We start from the raw sequence: 15574 nt of genomic DNA on the forward strand, positions 1-15574 counted from the left end.
CTGCGGTAATGCCCAATGACCTTTGATCTAACGACTCATCGCTCCGAACTCCTGATGCCAGCGGGCAACCTGCGCAAGCTCAAGATGGCCATTCTATACGGGGCGGATGCCGTTTACCTTGGCACGCCAGATATGTCCCTGCGCACCAAGTCTGAGTTCAGCCTCGATGAGGTCATCGAGGGGGTTCAATTCTGCCATGACCATGGTCGACGCGCCTATCTGACGCTCAACCTGTTTAGTCATAACAAAGACATTCCAAAGCTCGATGAATACATCGACACCGTGCGCAAGGTGAAACCCGACGGTTTGATCATCGCCGATCCCGGCGTGTTCCAATATGTCAAAACCCGCGCCCCGGAATTGCCGCTGCATATCTCGACTCAGGCCAATATCTGTTCTTGGTTGTCGGTGGATTTCTGGAAAGCCCAAGGCGCGGAGCTTGTGGTTCTGGCGCGCGAAGTTTCTTATCCGGAGCTGGTGGAAATTCGCGAAAAATGTCCGGATATCAAACTCGAAGCCTTTGTGCATGGGGCGATGTGCATGACCTATTCAGGTCGCTGCTTGCTTTCGAACTTCATGGCGGAACGTGGATCGAACCAAGGCAATTGCGCCAATTCCTGCCGCTGGAACTATAGCCTCAAGCTGCGCCTCAAGGATGGTACGCGCGAAGAGATCAAGATCACCGAAGACAATGCCGACCTGTTTGAATTTCTGCTCGAAGAGGGCTGTCGCCCCGGTGACTTGATGCCGATCGAAGAGGATGATCGCGGTTCCTATATCCTCAATTCCCGTGATCTTTGCATCATGCCGAAACTCGATGAATACCTGAAAATCGGTGTGGATAGTCTCAAGGTCGAAGGGCGTGGTAAGTCCGAATATTACGCCGCCGTCGTCGCACGCGCCTATCGCATGGCCATTGATGATTACTATGCCGACCCCGAAAATTGGGACCCAAAACCCTATATGCGTGAATTGGAATCGGTTGGGAATCGCGGCTATACACTCGCCTTTCATGAGGGGCGTTTGACCAACTATTCCCACGATTACGAACACACCGCCGCCATTGCCCAATGGGAATATGCCGGGGTTGTGACTGATGTCACCGAAGATGCGTTTTTGGTTGAGGTTAAAAACAAACTCGACGCTGGTGAGGTATTGGAATTCGTCTCACCCATCGCGCGCGAAACGGTTTTGTTGCGCATGTATGACTTTGAACAAGCCAAAGACGGAAAGAAACTTGATGTCGTTCACGGTGGGTCCAAAACTGTGATCCGCATCCCCTTTGCGCTGTTTGATCACGAGGATCTTGACGATCTCAAGGCCCGTTTCCCGGTCTATTCAGTGATGCGCAAAGAGCGCCCTTTGACCGAAGAGCAATGGGCCCGCATTCGCTTTGACAAGCTCACCCAAGGGCTTGAAATGAAGGGCAAACGCGACGACGCCGCTTATGAAAAACGCCGCGACACCTTGGTCGAGGAAATTGGCGAAGGAGCCACGGATCGACGCTTCAAAACCAACCGCCTTGGGGTTGAGGGGTGTTGTGGCAAGGGGTGCAACGGCTGTTTGATCTTTTGGCAGGACGACCAATACGCCAAAGCCCGCGACATGTTGTTAAAACGCAAACAGGGCGAACAGCTGAGCCGGGCCGAAGCGAGTGAATTCAAGCTCCCCAAACCGGCGTAAAAAGCTTTGAAACCCTTTTGGGCGCTCCGCCGTTAGGTTGGGCGAATTTGGAGAAGGCATGAGGGCCCAGCCCCTCTTGCCGCGCGCGGCAATTCACTCCGGGATATTTGACGAAAGAAGAAACCAACGGCGTTAGGCGTAGGTTGTTTTGATCTCCTGGACCAAGCTTTCAAGGATATCCGTTTGGTTGAGGGCAACAGCCATGCTCATCGCGCCTTGGAGCGTGGCTTGAATTTGCAGAGCTTGTTGTTCTGACAAACCAGACGCTTGTAGCCAGCTGAGATTGGACTGAAAGAAACCGGCGACTGGGGTGGCAACGCTCTCGGGCAAACCTCGGCTTTCTGCTGACAACATACTACACAGGCATTGCAGCCCCTGCCCTTTCAGCGCGGTCACATAGACATCACAGAATTTGGCAACGGCCTTGGGACGTTTCAACGCGCCTTGCGATCCCAAAGTCGCGGCCACCTTACCACTATAGCGCTCGACCACCGCGGCTCCCAAATCATGTTTGTGGCGAAAATGGTAATGAATGCTTGCCGATTTGATCCCCAGCTCGTCCGCTAAATCCCGAAAGCTAACGGCGTGATAGCCGCGCAACCGCATGGCGCGCTCCGCGTGGTCTAGGATTTGCTCTTTGGTGTCCATCATGTTCTCACGCTTTTGCGACCTATCACTAGATAGGCTTGACCGGTGATGAACGCAACGCTAAGCATTCTATCTATCACTAGATAGACAAACGGAGCCAACATGAAGATTTACGAAACACAGGGGTTTCCTAACCCCGCTCGCATTCGCATTGCATTGGCCGAAAAGGGTCTTTTGGATCGTGCCGAGTTTATTCAGGTCAACGTCCCCGAAGGCGAACATCAGACAGATGCCTTTCGGGCCAAAAACCCCTTTGCTGCGGTGCCTGTGTTGGAACTTGAGGATGGGACATGCATTTCCGAATGTTCCGCCATCACCGAATACCTTGACCATTTGGACAGCGCCCCGACCCTGACCGGCACAACCGCCAAAGAGCGCGCGCAGATTGCCATGATGCAGCGTCGCGCCGAAGCCGGGCTTTTGGACGCCGTTGCCACCTATTTTCACCATGCCACACCGGGCCTTGGGGCCGAGATCGAAGGGTATCAATGCGCCGAATGGGGCAGCCATCAAAAGGACGCGGCCCTCAAGGGGATGCAATATTTGGACGGCGTACTTGCGCAACAGCCTTGGGTCGCGGGTGAGGCATTTAGCGTTGCCGACATCACCACCTTTGCCGGTTTGGCCTTTGCCGGATTTGCCAAGATCGACGTGCCACAAGACTATGCTAGCCTGTTGGCATGGCAAGACCGGATGGCACAACGCCCATCCGTGGCCGCATTGGGGTAAACCTATGAATGTGAATGTAAACTTTGACGAACGGGTTTCGGTTCATGCCGACACACCTTGGGTTGCGTCGCCGATGGCGGGGGTTGAGCGGCGCATGTTGGATAGGATTGGCGAAGAGGTCGCGCGGGCTACAACCATCGTGCGCTTTGCACCGGGGAGCACGTTCTCTCCGCATGTCCACACTGGTGGTGAGGAGTTCTTGGTTCTGGACGGCGTCTTTCAGGATGAACACGGCGATTTCCCAACCGGAAGCTATATTCGCAACCCGCCGCAATCGTCCCACACCCCTGCCACTGCGCCGGGCTGTACGATCTTTGTAAAGCTTTGGCAGTTTGACCTTGCTGATCGCACACATGTCCGCATCGACACCAACAAGGCGCGATATCTTTCGACCGCGGATGGGGTGAAAACCTTGCCGCTGTTTCAAGATGAACACGAAGATGTGGTGATGGAAGTTTGGGACGCCGGTGCCGAGGTGGACCTAAGCGCCCATGCCGGAATGGAAGTCTTGGTGCTCTCCGGCAGCTTTGTTGAAAACGACGAAGAGTTTGCTCCGCAAAGTTGGCTGCGGCTTCCTTATGGGGCCCGTGCCACCGCGCTAGCTGGACCCGAGGGGGCCAAGGTTTGGATCAAACGGGACCACTTGAAAACCCCGCCACTAGCGCCTGTTGTATAATGGCAAGGCCCCACAATGGGGCCTTGCCTTAATCTAGCGCGGCGAGCGTTTCGAATAGCTCTTTGTCGAGGGACATCGCGCTATTGGGCGCGGTCAACAAAGCGTCGCCATAAAAGATCGAATTGGCCCCGGCCATGAAACACAAAATCTGATCTGCGACCGTGAACCCGTCGCGCCCCGCCGACAGGCGCACGCGGGCCTTGGGCATCAGAATGCGTGCGGTGGCCACCATGCGGATGATTTCGGGGGCACGGACGCGCGGCAGATGCGCCAAGGGCGTGCCCTTGACCGGGATCAGCGCATTGATCGGAACGCTTTCCGGGGCCGGGTCGAAATTGGCCAAAACCGCCAGCATTTCGGCCCGGTCTCGGATGGTTTCGCCCATGCCAATGATCCCACCGCAACAAATCGAAATCCCGGCGGCACGGACATGGTCCAGCGTGTCCAACCGATCACGATAGGTGCGGGTGCCGATGATTTCACCATAAAACTCCGGTCCGGTATCTAGGTTGTGGTTATAGGCGCTTAGTCCGGCCTCGGCCAAGGCTTGGGCTTGATGACGCTGCAACATGCCGAGCGTGACACAGGCTTCCATATCCAAGGCGCGAACACCACGCACCATTTCAAGCACCGCATCAAACTCGGCCCCGTCCCGCACCTTGCGCCACGCCGCCCCCATGCAAAACCGCTCTGCCCCGGCATGTTTGGCCTTTTGCGCCAGGGCAACCACCGCGGATGGGTCCAAAAAATGCTCTTTTTGCAGGCCGACCTCTTTGTGATGCGCCGATTGTGGGCAATAGGCGCAATCCTCGGGACAGCCACCGGTTTTAATGCTTAGAAGGCTGGCTTTTTGGATGTCTGTCACGTCGTGATGCTTGCGATGCACCTCAGCGGCTTTGTGCAACAGGTCGAGCAGAGGCGCTTTGAGCAGCGCCTCCGCTTGATCCGCCGATTGGGTCACAGACGGCTGATCAAGGTCAAACATCGTGGGTCCCTTTGATAAAGGCCGTCACTTTGCGGGGCGCGGCCCAAGCTATGACACCAGCCAAGACCATCTTGACAACATCGCCCAACACAAAGGGGGTCACCCCAAAGGCGAGCACTTTGTCAGCCGGTACAAACTGCGCCAACCAAGCGGCCCCCAAGACATAGATCGCGATCAAACAGGCCGGCAACGCAAGGGTCATTCCGACCTTGCCAAAGCGATCAGCGGCCCACCCTACCAAAAGCGCAGCGACCAGGAATCCGATCAAATACCCACCGGTTGGACCGGCCATATAGGCCAGACCAAGGCCTTTTTCCGGTGTTCCCGCAAAAACCGGCATTCCGGCGGCCCCAGCGACCAAATAGGCCCCAACCGCTTGAACACCAAAAGCAGCGCCACCGACCGCCCCCATCAACAAGACAACTACGACCTGTAGGGTCATTGGCACCGGATAAAACGGCACGTTGATTTTCGCAGAAAGCGTCAAGAGCGCCACCGCAGCCACCAAGAGGAGCGTGCGCGTCAGCAAGGGTGAGCGTTGGAGTGCGATTTGCATGGGTATTCCTTTTATAGATAATTTCAGAGTGATTAACCTCATAGTGATTTTTTATTGATATTTTGAATTCAGACGCAAGCAGTTTTCCTGCCCAATGGGCAGGTTTACGCAAACATGCATGAACCTAAATATACCGTTTTTTTTGATAGGCTGCGCTTTAGCCGCGTGACAAATGCCGCTTAAGAACCGCAGAAGCGGTTGCTCCGTCTGCTTTTTTCAGCGCCAAAACAATCGCCAAATGGTCAGGGTCACTTTTGCGACGCCAGCCCCTACTCCATTTTACATGGAAATGCCACGCGGACAGATTTTGTAGATTTTCGGCGGTTTTCAAAAGACGCTTGCGACCACAGGGACGGAGAATCGCCAAGTGAAAGTCGCGATTAGCGCGCTCCCATGACACGGCGTCTTGGGCGCGATCACAGGCGATCCGCAATTCTTCGATCTTGGCCAAATGCTCTGGCGTCACCTTTTTGGCCGCCAAAGACACGGCAAACGGCTCTAGCGCCAATCGCATGTCGCGAATATCCCGGATGTCGTCTTGGCTAAGCCGCACAACCCGCACACCCCGGCGCGGCACCGCCTCGGCAAGCTCCATCGTGACCAATTGGCCCAACGCCTCGCGGACGGGCACATGCGAACACTCAAACCGTTTGGCAATATGATCCTGCGCCAGCCTGTCACCGGGCTGATAATCAGAGCGAATGATCTCTTCTGCCAATGTTTGGGCAATCTGATGGGATAGTGGGGTCTCGGCCATAGCGGCAACCTAAACGCCCAGCGCCACCAACCGCAAGCCGTTAGGGAGCGGCCCTTACGCCTGCAATTCTGCGTCCCAATACAAAAAGTCGACCCAGCTGTCGTGAAGATGATTTGGCGGGAAACGCCGCCCCATGTTCAACAATTCCGGCGCCGTTGGTTGACGTGGTGGTTTGCGCAAAGCCATGCCGGTCTGACGCAGGCTTCGCGAGCCCTTTTTGAGGTTGCAGGGCGAACAGGCCGCGACAACGTTTTCCCAAGACGTTATCCCACCAGCGGCGCGCGGGATCACATGGTCAAAGGTCAAATCTGCCTTGGTGCCGCAGTACTGGCACCGAAATTCATCCCGCAAGAAAAGATTAAAGCGCGTGAAGGCCACGCGCTTTCTAGGTTGAACAAAATCTTTAAGGACGACGACGCTCGGTATTTTTAGCGTCATACTGGGGCTTCGGACCACCTCGTCATATTCGGCGACGATGTCGACCCTGTCTAAAAACGCCGCCTTTACCGCATCTTGCCAAGGCCAAAGGCTAAGTGGGTAATAAGACAGCGGTCGGTAATCCGCATTTAACACAAGCGCCGGATGCTGCTTAAGCGCACCCGCCTCTCTCACAAAATCAGTTCTGAAATTACCGTCCATTTGGGACTCTTTCCTCGCCCTGTCACTTAACCGCTAGCGACCGGGGCGGGAACACCGCCCCAACCTCTGAAACCACTATATCTCGCGTTTGAACTCTGACAACCCCCGCTAGATAGAGTAGGTGGCGGCAATTTTGCAGGCTTTGGTGACAGTGGCGTGACAGAAGGCCCAGTTGCCCCTTTGGCGCTAAACATCCTCTAGGTACGTCCCGGCCAACACACCGTCATAGGTAATATCAACAACCTCGTTCAAACCGGCGCCCCAAGTGTATGTGAAATCGTCGTAATAGCGTGCACCCAAATCGATCTCGGCAATGGTACGATACGCTGGAAGACCCTCAACAGGATCGCCATGGAATGCTTCATCTGCAATCCCCTGCATCAGAGTGTCGTCAATCGCTCCGCTGTACCCGTCCTCGATCTGAACCAATATCATGGAATGGTCATCATATCCGTTGGACCCACCGGTCCCCTCATGAAGGGTAAGGGCAACGACCGGCCCACCGGATGTGGGCAGGGTGATCTCCAGGCTGTCCGTGTCATCTCCGAAATCAATCTCCGAAACCAACGTCGAGTTGGCCGCATCGGACAGGTCGAGAAAAATATCGTCCGCCCCGTCGCTCTCTTCCACAACCGCACCGGGGCCCACATTAATTGTGTCTTCGCCATCACCCGCTAGAACCGTGGCCTCGCCGTTCGCTGAAAAGACATCATCCCCAGAACCAAGGTCAACATAGCTTGCCGTGTCAGTAAGCACCGCTACCGTGTCATTTCCTTCGCCGGTTGTGACCCATGGTTCGCCCGCAACATCAATTTGATCTGCGCCAGTTGTTCCCTCAAGCGCCGGAGTGGCGCGAATTATCAGATCACCGCCTTCGGTCTGACCAAATCGAAGGAATTCGTCTGAATCGCCGTCGTTAATATCAGCAGCGTCCACGCCGGCCAAACCTATCGTCGCAATGGGAGTTACCCCAAGTCGCTGATATACATTGACAACACTGCCCTCTGACGACGGCGCATCGACGATAAGGAAGCGAAGATCGCTGCCATCAGTCGCCGCGATCCTGAGTTCATCGCTGGCAAGGTCAAAATCTGAAATCAAATAGGCAGGAAGGGCCTCGCTCCCTTCTGTTTCATCAGGGGACACCACGATGCGATAGGTATCCGCCCCCGAACCGCCCTCCAGGTTGATCGGCGTCAGATCGCCCAGCGCATTAAATGGATCGGATGCCTCGAGCGTGTCATCGCCGTCGCCACCGTATAAATAGGACCCCTCGCGGGCCTGTAAGGCATCATCACCTGCATCACCCAAAAGAACACTCTGCTCATCCGCAGACAGGCTATCGTTGCCGTCCCCACCCGACAAGTAAGCGTTAAAGCCTCCCTCCAGCGTATCATCGCCCTCTCCTCCGCGCAGCGCGGTATTGGAGGCCGCCGTTGTGATCAGATCGTCGCCCGCTCCGCCTCGTAAATCGGCACTATCGGCAAAGACCCCGCTTACCAACGTGTCATCCCCGTCTCTGCCCTCAAGGGTAACACGCTCAAAATTCAAAGCGTCCATAAGGTCGTTGGAGGACGTGCCCTCGACCACCTCAGCATCTGCACTTGGAGAAATGGCACCATCGTCCGGCCCCGCATCCGTGTCATCAGAGCTGGAGCTGTCGTCACTATCCCCGACCATCAATGCCAACATGCCAATGGCCAAAAGACCCAACAGCGCGACCGTCATAACACCACCTATAATTTAAAGCTCGGCGCACTATTCACCCGACGCCACATGGCGTCAAGCGCGCTTGTCTTTTGTTTCCCGTTCAAAAACAAAAGGGTAAAAACTCCGACTTCGTTCCCGAAATCAGAACAAAAAGAAACGCCGCACCCTTTGGTACGACGTTCCCGTTCAATCAATTTCCCAGCGGTTTTAGAACCCGCATTTATCCCGCAAAAACGCCAAGGAGACTGACAATCCATCTTGGGCAATGCCATGGGCGGTGCCTTCTTGGATATGGGCAAAGACCTCTTTGAACCCGGCGTTTTGCAAGCCTTCGGCCGCCTCGGGGAGCGATTGCACCGGCACCACGTCATCTTGATCGCCATGCACCAAAAGGATCGGCATTTTGCTCACCACCTCATCGGTCAAAAGCTCGGGCTGGAGCAAGCGGCCAGAAAAGGCGACAACACCGGACACCGGGTCTTCGCGGCGCGGGGCCACATGCAGCGCCATCATTGTCCCCTGGCTAAAGCCAAAGATCGCCACCTGTTCGGGCAACAAATCTTCGTCTACCATCAAAGCATCCAGAAAGGCGTTTAAGTCCTGAACCGCGCGGTCCATGCCCTCCATGCTTTCCTCTTCGGAGGATCCATCAATCCACGGGATCGGGAACCACTGGTAGCCCATGGGTGACCCGGCACAATCCTCTGGCGCATCCGGGGCGACAAACAACGTATCAGGAAGATGTTCGCCCAGCGGATCAGCAAGACCCAACAGGTCGGCCCCATTGGCCCCATAGCCATGTAGAAAAACAACGCAAGACCGTGTCTCGCCTGAAACCGGTGCCTTGCGGCCTGCCTTGAGTACGCGTGTCATGTGATGCCCTCTCGATCCTTTGCGACATGGTAGTAGGCAAAGAGCGTGCGGGCCGCAACCGCTCTCCATGGGCTCCAGTCTTGTGCCATTTGGCGAAGCTCGCGTTCCTTGGGGCGCTCGGGCAGTTCAAACAAGACGCGCGCCGCCTCCTGAAGGGCCAAATCACCGGGGGCAAAGACATCCGCCCGCCCGAGGGAGAACATGCAATAGATCTCAGCCGTCCAAACCCCGATCCCCTTGACGGCAACCAAGGTTTTGACAATGTCCGCATCGGGCATCTCGCGCAGGGCGTGAAAATCAATCCCTGCCTCGGCCAAAGCCAAGGCATAGGTTGCCTTTTGCCGAGATAGGCCCAGCGCACGCAGGGACTCTTCGCTTTGCCCGGCCACAACGTCGGGCGTCACCATCCCCGCAGTTTCCAACCGTGACCAGATCGCACGCGCCGAGGCGACACTCACCTGTTGGCTCACAATCGCGCTTAGCAACTGGGCAAACCCATCGTCTCGCAACCGCAATGGCAAAGGCCCCGTCGCCTCAAGCGCCTTGGCAAAACGCGGTTCGTGTTGTGCCAACCACGCCGCCCCTTCGGCCACACAAGCATCCGAGGTGATGATACGCCCTATTTCCGCTCCAGCCATTCCATTGCCTCCCCTACCGTTCCAACACATGGGCCACCGGGCCAAGGTTCACGCGCGACCAAGGCCACCCGAACCCCAAGACGGCGTGCCGCCTCAAGTTTCGGCGCTCCACCGGGTCCACCTGCGTTGCGCAAAAGCAGCCAATCAATCCGTTCCTTGCGTAAAAACCGCATTTCCTGCGCCACCTCAAACGGCCCACGGGCATCGATAAACCGCCCATATTTCAACGGAAACGCGCCGCTATCGGGGCGAAGACGCCGCGCAATCACAAAAGCGTTCAACGTCCTAAGGTTCGGCAATCCCCCACGCCCAAGCGTGGTCAAGACCCGCGCGCCCGGCTTTATAACCTGCGCGGCGTCCGCCTCTTTGCTCAAAGCAACCCAACGATCCCCACGTTGCGCACTCCAAACCGGGCGTCTGACCTGAAGAACGCGGGCCCCAATCTGGTGCCCTGCCCGATGGCCAAGGCGCGCCGCCCGCTGATCACAGGGATGCGGGGCAACAATAACCATGTCACATCCGTTTTGGGGCCGCAGTGCGCCGGTCACAACCGGACACGGCCATTCGCGCGGCACACGTTCAACCTCAGGCAACCATACAACCGCCTCCGGCATAGTTCGCGCCAAGTCCCAAGCCTCTGACGACCCACCAATAATGAAAACCGATCCCATGCCCCTAGTTACCCACGCCAAACCGGAAACCCAAGCCCCGAAACACTCCGCACGAAACATCCGCCAGACCTACAAGCTTTGTATCGGAGCCACCTCTTGCCTCTGCCCGATCAGGTAGGATCAAAGCGCCAAGACACGCCAAATCGCCGAGGGGCCCCTTGGGGAAACGGCTATTTTGCTTGGCTTGGGGGTTTGGTCCTGTCAGGGCCAGAGCAATCAAGGGGTGGAACCGACACAATGCGTCTTTGTTTTGGTGAACCTTGAAGCCCTGCTATACGCTCCTCCCCACCTCAGCCTGATTTTACCATCACCTCTCCTGAACACGTAAATTATGAATGCGGTAGCATTCCTTTTAACTGCGATAACCTGCGCCCAATACCCGCCTTGGTGCGTCTTATGTTCGGCCCCTTCCACAGCCAAGCCATCACATCGCGCTGAAACATACATTCACCTCTTGTGATATACGTCACAGCCCCTTACCCATTCGCGCATGACTCATTCTTCCTCGCCCCAAGCCGATGACTCCCGCGCCCGCCGCAATGTAACCGTGCTCGTTCTGGCTCAGGCCATTTTGGGCTCGCAAATGCCGATGATCTTTACCGTCGGCGGTCTGGCAGGTCAGCAATTGGCCCCCAACCCCTGCTTTGCGACCCTGCCGATCTCTCTGATCGTGCTTGGTTCAATGCTCGCCGCGACGCCGGTTTCCAACTTCATGCAAAGCCATGGTCGCCGCGCGGGTTTCCTTCTCGGGGCATTTATGGGCGCACTCGGGGCCGCGATCTCGGCCTTTGGCCTCTATCAAGGCAACTTTGCAATCTTCCTGATGGGGAGCCTCGTCACAGGCGTCTACATGTCGGCCCAAGGCTTCTACCGCTTTGCCGCTGCGGACACGGCCTCAGATGAATACCGACCCAAGGCGATTTCCTATGTTATGGCCGGTGGCCTCATGGCGGCAGTCATTGGCCCGCAGTTGGGGAACTTTTCCTCGCTCGCCTTTGGCCCGATCCCGTTCTTCGGCACCTATCTGACCGTCGCGATCATCAACGCGCTTGGCGCGATGCTGTTCTTCTTTCTCGACATTCCCAAGCCCCCAAAACCAGACGCTGACGCCCCCCAAGGGCGCACGCGTATGGAAATGCTGCGCACCCCGCGCATCGCCGTGGCTATCATCGCCGCCATGGTGTCTTACGCCCTGATGAACCTTGTCATGACCTCCACGCCTTTGGCTGTGGTCGGCTGTGGCCTGACCGGGGAAACCGAAATCCCCGACTACATCACCAACCTGCTGCCCGAAGGCACCCTGCGCGAGAAATTCACCTTTATCGCTGGTTATGTGGTCACCGCCCACGTCTTGGCGATGTATGTGCCAAGCTTCTTTACCGGTCACCTGATCGCCCGCTTTGGCAGTGAAAAGGTCATCGCGACCGGATTGGTCATTCTGGCGGGCGCGGGCTTTGTGGCCCTTCAGGGTGTGGCGCTTGAAAACTTCTTTGTCGCGCTCATCCTTCTCGGGATCGGTTGGAACTTTGGCTTTATTGGCGCAACCGCCATGTTGGCCGGGTCTCATACCCCCGAGGAACGTGGCCGTTTGCAGGGCATGAACGACTTCATCGTCTTTGGCGGCGTGACCTTTGCCTCGCTTAGCTCAGGTGGTTTGATGAACTGCTCCGGTGGCTCGGCTCAGGATGGCTGGATGGCGGTGAACGTCGCCATGGTCCCCTTCCTCGCTCTTGCCGGTGCGGCGCTGATCTGGTTGGTGCTGCGGCCCAAGAGCCTCTCGGAAACCTAAAACAAAAGGCCGGGCATTTTGCCCGGCCTTTCTATGTCTACGATCTACAAGTCCTGCCCCTACAAGATCAGCAATCGCAATCGCTTCGAAAATTCGCTGAGCTGTACGCGCCCATCGGCAACGGAATTGGGATCCTTGGCCACTCCCTGCAAAAGTGCCTTGGCCTGCCAACACTCCATCACCGCCGCCCCCGCCGGGCCAAGCCCACGGTGCAACCCGCGCAGGCCCCCGGCCCCCTTGAGGGTCGTCAAAACCTTTCGGGCCTGATCCTCTAGCGCCTCAGGACGCCCATCCGGAAGGGGTAGTTTCCCTCGCGCCACCAATTCTGGAACCGCCTGTAAATAGCGCGCAAAGCCCGCCGCCCGCGCCCATACCGCAATGCGATCGAACATATCCGGGGGTGCGCCCAATGCCGCCGCGGCCTCAAGCGTCAAAGCCCCGGCTGTCTGGTCGACATGGGTGTGCAAAGCATCCCAATCCTCAAACGGCGCGCGTTCAAGGTCTTTCTCACGCGCTGAAACCGCGCCTTTGAGGCGGCTCATATCTTTGCCCTGCAAGATCATCGCCAAAGGTGTGACCACCTCATGACGGCGTACAATCCCACCGGCCTCGATCTCATCCAAGGCATCCACCCACCATTGCAGGCGCATCTTGGCAATCAACTCTTCTTTGCTGGCCCATGGCGCACGCGCCACCTCGATGTTGAACGCATAGATCGGAAACAACACCGCACGCGCCGCCACCGGGGCCGCCATTGCCGCCTGAAACCGATCCGCATCGGCCTTTTCAACCAAAGCGGCGCAGGCGACGAGATCAGGATTGTCCTGAAACGGATCGCTCATGTCTCTTTCACCGCAACAATCTGTACATAGCCAAATTGCCGTTTGTATTTGCGCCAAATCGCGGCTTCGGCCGCGCCCTCATCAAGCACTTTGGCAAGTTCCGCACTGGCCCCATCCCGCAATTTGGCAACGCGGGCATCCATTGGCGTGTAGTATTCTTCCCAAGCCTCATCAGACACCGGAAAAGCCGCCCGGATCTGGTATCCAGCTGCAACCACCCGGTCTTTCAAACGATCAATCGAGCCAATATCGGGATATTCGGCCTCGCAATCGATCCGCAATTCTTCCGCTGGATCATCAACCAGATAGACCAGTTCGGAAAACACCAAAGCGCCGCCTTGAGTTAACCGCGTGCCCATTTCTGCCAAAGCCCGTTCGATGCCAAGGAAGTACAAAGCCCCTGCCGACCAGATCAAATCAAACGGCTCGGTTTGATCCAACATATCCCCGGCAATCGCCGTGACTCGCGCATCATGACCCCAGCCTTCGGTGACTTTGGCAATAAAATGCGCCTGCCCATCAACCGCCGTGACATGCCCCTGTGGCGCATGGGCCAAAAGGCCGGCAATATCGGCCCCCGGACCACAGCCGGCATCAAGAATACGAGCGTTTTGGGGCACAGTGATGTGGCTTAGGGCCTTGTCGAGATCGGCGCGGCATCCCGGCCCTTCGCGCGGCAAGTCGCTATGTAGGATGAAAAACGGGCTTCTATCGCTCATTGCGCTCCATCCCGCACCAACTTCCAGCGCACCGCATCCAACAGCGCCTCAAACGAGGCATCGACGATATTGGCGCTCACCCCAACGGTGGCCCAACGTTGCCCCTGTGCGTCTTCGCTGTCGATGATAACGCGGGTCACCGCCGCCGTGCCGCCTTGGGTTATGCGCACTTTGAAATCGACCAAGCGCATGTCGTCGATCATCGCCTGATAGGGCCCAAGGTCCTTGGCTAGCGCTTTGGCTAGGGCGTTCACCGGGCCGCGATCGCTTCCGTATTCATCCATGCTTTCACTGACCGAAAGCTTTTTGTCATCACCGATTTTGACGACAACAACGGCCTCAGAGAGAGACACCATTTGGTTGTACTTATTCTTGCGCCGCTCCACCGACACCCGATAGCGTTTGACCTCAAACAGGTCAGGCATCCGCCCCAATACATCCCGCGCCAAAATCTCAAACGACGCCTGCGCGGTGTCATAGGAATAGCCCTGCGCCTCGCGTTCTTTGACCTTATCAAGGATCAGGCTCAGGCCCGGATGATCCTTGGGCACCTCAAGCCCCGCTTCGGCCAAACGTCGCCGCAGGTTCGATTGCCCCGCCTGATTGGACATCGGCACAATGCGGCGATTACCGACAATGCTCGGGTCAATGTGTTCATAGGTCGTTGGGTTTTTCAGGATCGCGCTGGCGTGCAATCCGGCCTTGTGGGCAAAGGCCGAGGCCCCGACATAAGCCGCCTGTTTCATCGGCACCCGGTTGAGAATTTCATCCAGCATTCGGCTTATCCGCGTCAAGCTTTCTAGCGTTTCGCGTTTGACGCCGATGTCATAGCTACTGGCGTAGGGTTCCTTAAGCAGCAGCGTCGGAATAAGCGTGGTTAAATTGGCATTGCCGCACCGCTCCCCCAAGCCGTTCAACGTGCCTTGGATTTGGCGCGCCCCGGCGTCCACCGCCGCCAAGCTGCCGCCAACGGCATTTTCGGTGTCGTTATGGGTATGAATGCCCAGATGGTCGCCGGGGATGCCAGCGGCAATCACATCGCGCACAATCTGCCCGATTTCATGCGGCAACGTCCCGCCATTGGTGTCACATAGCACAACCCAGCGCGCCCCGGCCTCATAGGCGGCCTTGCATGCTTGGATCGCATAGTCGGGATTGCCTTTGTAACCGTCAAAGAAATGCTCGGCGTCATAAAGCGCCTCGCGTCCCTGCGCGACGATATGGGCAATCGAAGCGCGGATGTTGTCTAGGTTTTCCTCAAGCGTGATACCCAACGCCGTGGTGACGTGGAAATCATGGCTTTTGCCAACCAAACACACCGCTTGGGTTCCGGCGTTCAACACAGCCGCCAAGACATCGTCATTCTCGGCGGATCGCCCGGCGCGTTTGGTCATGCCAAAGGCGGTCATCATGGCGCGGGTCTTGGGCGCATCGTCGAAAAAGGCGCTGTCGGTCGGGTTCGCCCCAGGCCAACCCCCTTCGATGTAATCCACACCCAATTCGTCCAAGGCGGCAGAGATCCGCAGCTTTTCCTCGGTTGAGAACTGCACACCTTGGGTTTGTTGGCCATCCCGCAGGGTGGTGTCGTAGAGGTAGAGTTTTTCTTTGGTCATGCGTGCTCTCCTACCACCAAGGTCCGTGCCCCAAATTGATCAAGCG

Annotated in this window: 16 protein-coding genes; 4 read left to right on the forward strand and 12 right to left on the reverse strand. The window is 57.0% G+C overall.

All coding sequences use genetic code 11. From position 1 onward, the window contains the following. Positions 1 to 15: 15 nt before the first annotated feature. Entirely contained in the window at positions 16 to 1683 is a 1668-nt protein-coding gene (locus tag Q1A43_RS05115) for a U32 family peptidase C-terminal domain-containing protein (protein WP_299933181.1), read from the forward strand. Between the two features lie 132 nt (positions 1684 to 1815). Here Q1A43_RS05115 and Q1A43_RS05120 read toward each other — a convergent pair whose 3' ends face one another. Then, the gene (locus Q1A43_RS05120) at positions 1816 to 2334 is read right to left on the reverse strand and encodes a TetR/AcrR family transcriptional regulator (protein ID WP_299933182.1); all 519 of its coding nucleotides are present in this window, start codon (positions 2332 to 2334) and stop codon (positions 1816 to 1818) included. A 99-nt stretch (positions 2335 to 2433) separates the two neighbouring features. On the opposite strand from Q1A43_RS05120, the gene Q1A43_RS05125 reads away from it, so the two are divergent. Continuing rightward, a complete protein-coding gene (locus Q1A43_RS05125; protein WP_299933184.1) occupies positions 2434 to 3060 on the forward strand; it encodes a glutathione S-transferase in 627 nt (208 codons plus the stop codon). 4 nt (positions 3061 to 3064) lie between these two features. Further along, positions 3065 to 3736 (forward strand): cupin domain-containing protein, encoded by a 672-nt coding sequence (locus Q1A43_RS05130; RefSeq protein ID WP_299933185.1) that lies wholly within the window; start codon positions 3065 to 3067, stop codon positions 3734 to 3736. Between the two features lie 28 nt (positions 3737 to 3764). Here Q1A43_RS05130 and bioB read toward each other — a convergent pair whose 3' ends face one another. The 8 genes from bioB to Q1A43_RS05170 form a co-directional block, all read right to left on the reverse strand. Further along, complete coding sequence (bioB, locus tag Q1A43_RS05135) at positions 3765 to 4721, reverse strand: biotin synthase BioB (RefSeq protein ID WP_299933187.1); 957 nt, start codon at positions 4719 to 4721, stop codon at positions 3765 to 3767. Continuing rightward, complete coding sequence (locus Q1A43_RS05140) at positions 4714 to 5277, reverse strand: biotin transporter BioY (RefSeq protein ID WP_299933189.1); 564 nt, start codon at positions 5275 to 5277, stop codon at positions 4714 to 4716. The genes bioB and Q1A43_RS05140 overlap by 8 nt, the downstream gene beginning before the upstream one ends. Positions 5278 to 5434: 157 nt before the next feature. Then, on the reverse strand, positions 5435 to 6034 hold the full coding sequence (locus tag Q1A43_RS05145) for a GntR family transcriptional regulator (RefSeq protein WP_299924951.1): 600 nt from the start codon (positions 6032 to 6034) through the stop codon (positions 5435 to 5437). Between the two features lie 54 nt (positions 6035 to 6088). Continuing rightward, complete coding sequence (locus Q1A43_RS05150) at positions 6089 to 6673, reverse strand: HNH endonuclease (protein WP_299924954.1); 585 nt, start codon at positions 6671 to 6673, stop codon at positions 6089 to 6091. A gap of 186 nt (positions 6674 to 6859) precedes the next feature. Then, positions 6860 to 8401 carry a hypothetical protein gene (locus Q1A43_RS05155; protein ID WP_299933191.1) on the reverse strand — a complete coding sequence of 514 codons (1542 nt, stop codon included), beginning with the start codon at positions 8399 to 8401 and terminating at the stop codon, positions 6860 to 6862. A 189-nt stretch (positions 8402 to 8590) separates the two neighbouring features. Beyond that, positions 8591 to 9256 carry an alpha/beta fold hydrolase gene (locus Q1A43_RS05160; RefSeq protein WP_299933193.1) on the reverse strand — a complete coding sequence of 222 codons (666 nt, stop codon included), beginning with the start codon at positions 9254 to 9256 and terminating at the stop codon, positions 8591 to 8593. Beyond that, positions 9253 to 9894 carry a DNA-3-methyladenine glycosylase 2 family protein gene (locus Q1A43_RS05165; RefSeq protein ID WP_299933195.1) on the reverse strand — a complete coding sequence of 214 codons (642 nt, stop codon included), beginning with the start codon at positions 9892 to 9894 and terminating at the stop codon, positions 9253 to 9255. Before Q1A43_RS05165 ends, Q1A43_RS05160 begins: the two co-directional genes overlap by 4 nt. After that, positions 9876 to 10565: a precorrin-6A/cobalt-precorrin-6A reductase gene (locus Q1A43_RS05170; RefSeq protein WP_299933197.1), complete on the reverse strand. Its 690-nt coding sequence runs from the start codon at positions 10563 to 10565 to the stop codon at positions 9876 to 9878. Before Q1A43_RS05170 ends, Q1A43_RS05165 begins: the two co-directional genes overlap by 19 nt. A 490-nt stretch (positions 10566 to 11055) precedes the next feature. Here Q1A43_RS05170 and Q1A43_RS05175 point away from each other — a divergent pair, with 490 nt between their 5' ends. After that, positions 11056 to 12354, forward strand: a complete 1299-nt coding sequence (locus tag Q1A43_RS05175) for an MFS transporter (RefSeq protein ID WP_299924968.1) — start codon at positions 11056 to 11058, stop codon at positions 12352 to 12354. Between the two features lie 59 nt (positions 12355 to 12413). Here the strand turns inward: Q1A43_RS05175 and Q1A43_RS05180 are convergent, their stop codons facing one another. Genes Q1A43_RS05180 through cimA form a run of 3 tightly spaced genes read right to left on the reverse strand, consistent with a single transcriptional unit; the run spans position 12414 to position 15528 of the window. Then, on the reverse strand, positions 12414 to 13196 hold the full coding sequence (locus Q1A43_RS05180) for a squalene/phytoene synthase family protein (RefSeq protein ID WP_299933199.1): 783 nt from the start codon (positions 13194 to 13196) through the stop codon (positions 12414 to 12416). Further along, positions 13193 to 13915: a class I SAM-dependent methyltransferase gene (locus tag Q1A43_RS05185; protein ID WP_299933201.1), complete on the reverse strand. Its 723-nt coding sequence runs from the start codon at positions 13913 to 13915 to the stop codon at positions 13193 to 13195. Before Q1A43_RS05185 ends, Q1A43_RS05180 begins: the two co-directional genes overlap by 4 nt. Further along, complete coding sequence (cimA, locus tag Q1A43_RS05190; protein ID WP_299924977.1) at positions 13912 to 15528, reverse strand: citramalate synthase; 1617 nt, start codon at positions 15526 to 15528, stop codon at positions 13912 to 13914. Before cimA ends, Q1A43_RS05185 begins: the two co-directional genes overlap by 4 nt. Between the last annotated feature and the right edge of the window lie 46 nt (positions 15529 to 15574).

Source organism: uncultured Pelagimonas sp., assembly GCF_947498515.1.
Taxonomy (GTDB): domain Bacteria; phylum Pseudomonadota; class Alphaproteobacteria; order Rhodobacterales; family Rhodobacteraceae; genus Pelagimonas.

Bases quoted from the DNA above. Each gene is read 5' to 3' on its own strand.
- Q1A43_RS05115 (WP_299933181.1), top strand. From the start codon at position 16: ATGACCTTTGATCTAACGACTCATCGCTCCGAACTCCTGATGCCAGCG.
- Q1A43_RS05120 (WP_299933182.1), bottom strand. From the start codon at position 2,334: ATGATGGACACCAAAGAGCAAATCCTAGACCACGCGGAGCGCGCCATG.
- Q1A43_RS05125 (WP_299933184.1), top strand. From the start codon at position 2,434: ATGAAGATTTACGAAACACAGGGGTTTCCTAACCCCGCTCGCATTCGC.
- Q1A43_RS05130 (WP_299933185.1), top strand. From the start codon at position 3,065: ATGAATGTGAATGTAAACTTTGACGAACGGGTTTCGGTTCATGCCGAC.
- bioB (WP_299933187.1), bottom strand. From the start codon at position 4,721: ATGTTTGACCTTGATCAGCCGTCTGTGACCCAATCGGCGGATCAAGCG.
- Q1A43_RS05140 (WP_299933189.1), bottom strand. From the start codon at position 5,277: ATGCAAATCGCACTCCAACGCTCACCCTTGCTGACGCGCACGCTCCTC.
- Q1A43_RS05145 (WP_299924951.1), bottom strand. From the start codon at position 6,034: ATGGCCGAGACCCCACTATCCCATCAGATTGCCCAAACATTGGCAGAA.
- Q1A43_RS05150 (WP_299924954.1), bottom strand. From the start codon at position 6,673: ATGGACGGTAATTTCAGAACTGATTTTGTGAGAGAGGCGGGTGCGCTT.
- Q1A43_RS05155 (WP_299933191.1), bottom strand. From the start codon at position 8,401: ATGACGGTCGCGCTGTTGGGTCTTTTGGCCATTGGCATGTTGGCATTG.
- Q1A43_RS05160 (WP_299933193.1), bottom strand. From the start codon at position 9,256: ATGACACGCGTACTCAAGGCAGGCCGCAAGGCACCGGTTTCAGGCGAG.
- Q1A43_RS05165 (WP_299933195.1), bottom strand. From the start codon at position 9,894: ATGGCTGGAGCGGAAATAGGGCGTATCATCACCTCGGATGCTTGTGTG.
- Q1A43_RS05170 (WP_299933197.1), bottom strand. From the start codon at position 10,565: ATGGGATCGGTTTTCATTATTGGTGGGTCGTCAGAGGCTTGGGACTTG.
- Q1A43_RS05175 (WP_299924968.1), top strand. From the start codon at position 11,056: ATGACTCATTCTTCCTCGCCCCAAGCCGATGACTCCCGCGCCCGCCGC.
- Q1A43_RS05180 (WP_299933199.1), bottom strand. From the start codon at position 13,196: ATGAGCGATCCGTTTCAGGACAATCCTGATCTCGTCGCCTGCGCCGCT.
- Q1A43_RS05185 (WP_299933201.1), bottom strand. From the start codon at position 13,915: ATGAGCGATAGAAGCCCGTTTTTCATCCTACATAGCGACTTGCCGCGC.
- cimA (WP_299924977.1), bottom strand. From the start codon at position 15,528: ATGACCAAAGAAAAACTCTACCTCTACGACACCACCCTGCGGGATGGC.